We start from the raw sequence: 675 nt of genomic DNA on the forward strand, positions 1-675 counted from the left end.
GCCGGCGGCACCATCAATTGCACTCCCAATCCGGTCACTGCTGGCGATTCAGCAAATTGCACGGCAACACCTAATGCGGGTTATGTTTTTACTAATTTCACAGGCGCTTGCACCGGCACAACGTGCGCATTAACGAATGTTACTGCCGCAAAAGCAGTGACGGCGAATTTCACACCACTCTATTCAATTACTGCCACCGCTAATCCCGTCGCCGGCGGCACCATCAATTGCACTCCCAATCCGGTCACTGCTGGCGATTCAGCAAATTGCACGGCAACACCTAATGCGGGTTATGTTTTTACCAATTTCACAGGCGCTTGCACCGGCACAACGTGCGCATTAACGAATGTCACTGCCGCAAAAGCAGTGACGGCGAATTTCACACCACTCTATTCAATTACTGCCACCGCTAATCCCGTCGCCGGCGGCACCATCAATTGCACTCCCAATCCGGTCACTGCTGGCGGTTCAGCAAATTGCATTGCCACGACCAATGTGGGTTATGTTTTTACTAATTTCACGGGCGATTGCACCGGCACAACGTGCGCATTAACGAATGTCACTGCCGCAAAAGCAGTGACGGCGAATTTCACACCACTCTATTTAATTACTGCCACCGCCGATCCCGTCGCCGGCGGCACCATCAATTGCACTCCCAATCCGGTCACTGCTGGC

The 675-nt window shown here is 52.9% G+C and carries 1 protein-coding gene; it reads left to right on the top strand.

Features of this window, described 5'->3' with window-relative positions:
* A partial coding sequence (locus CKO12_RS14445) for an InlB B-repeat-containing protein (protein ID WP_200155408.1) occupies positions 1 to 675 on the top strand: 675 nt, incomplete at both ends.

The sequence above is a fragment of the Chromatium okenii genome (assembly GCF_016583745.1).
In the GTDB taxonomy this organism is placed as follows: Bacteria; Pseudomonadota; Gammaproteobacteria; order Chromatiales; family Chromatiaceae; genus Chromatium; species Chromatium okenii.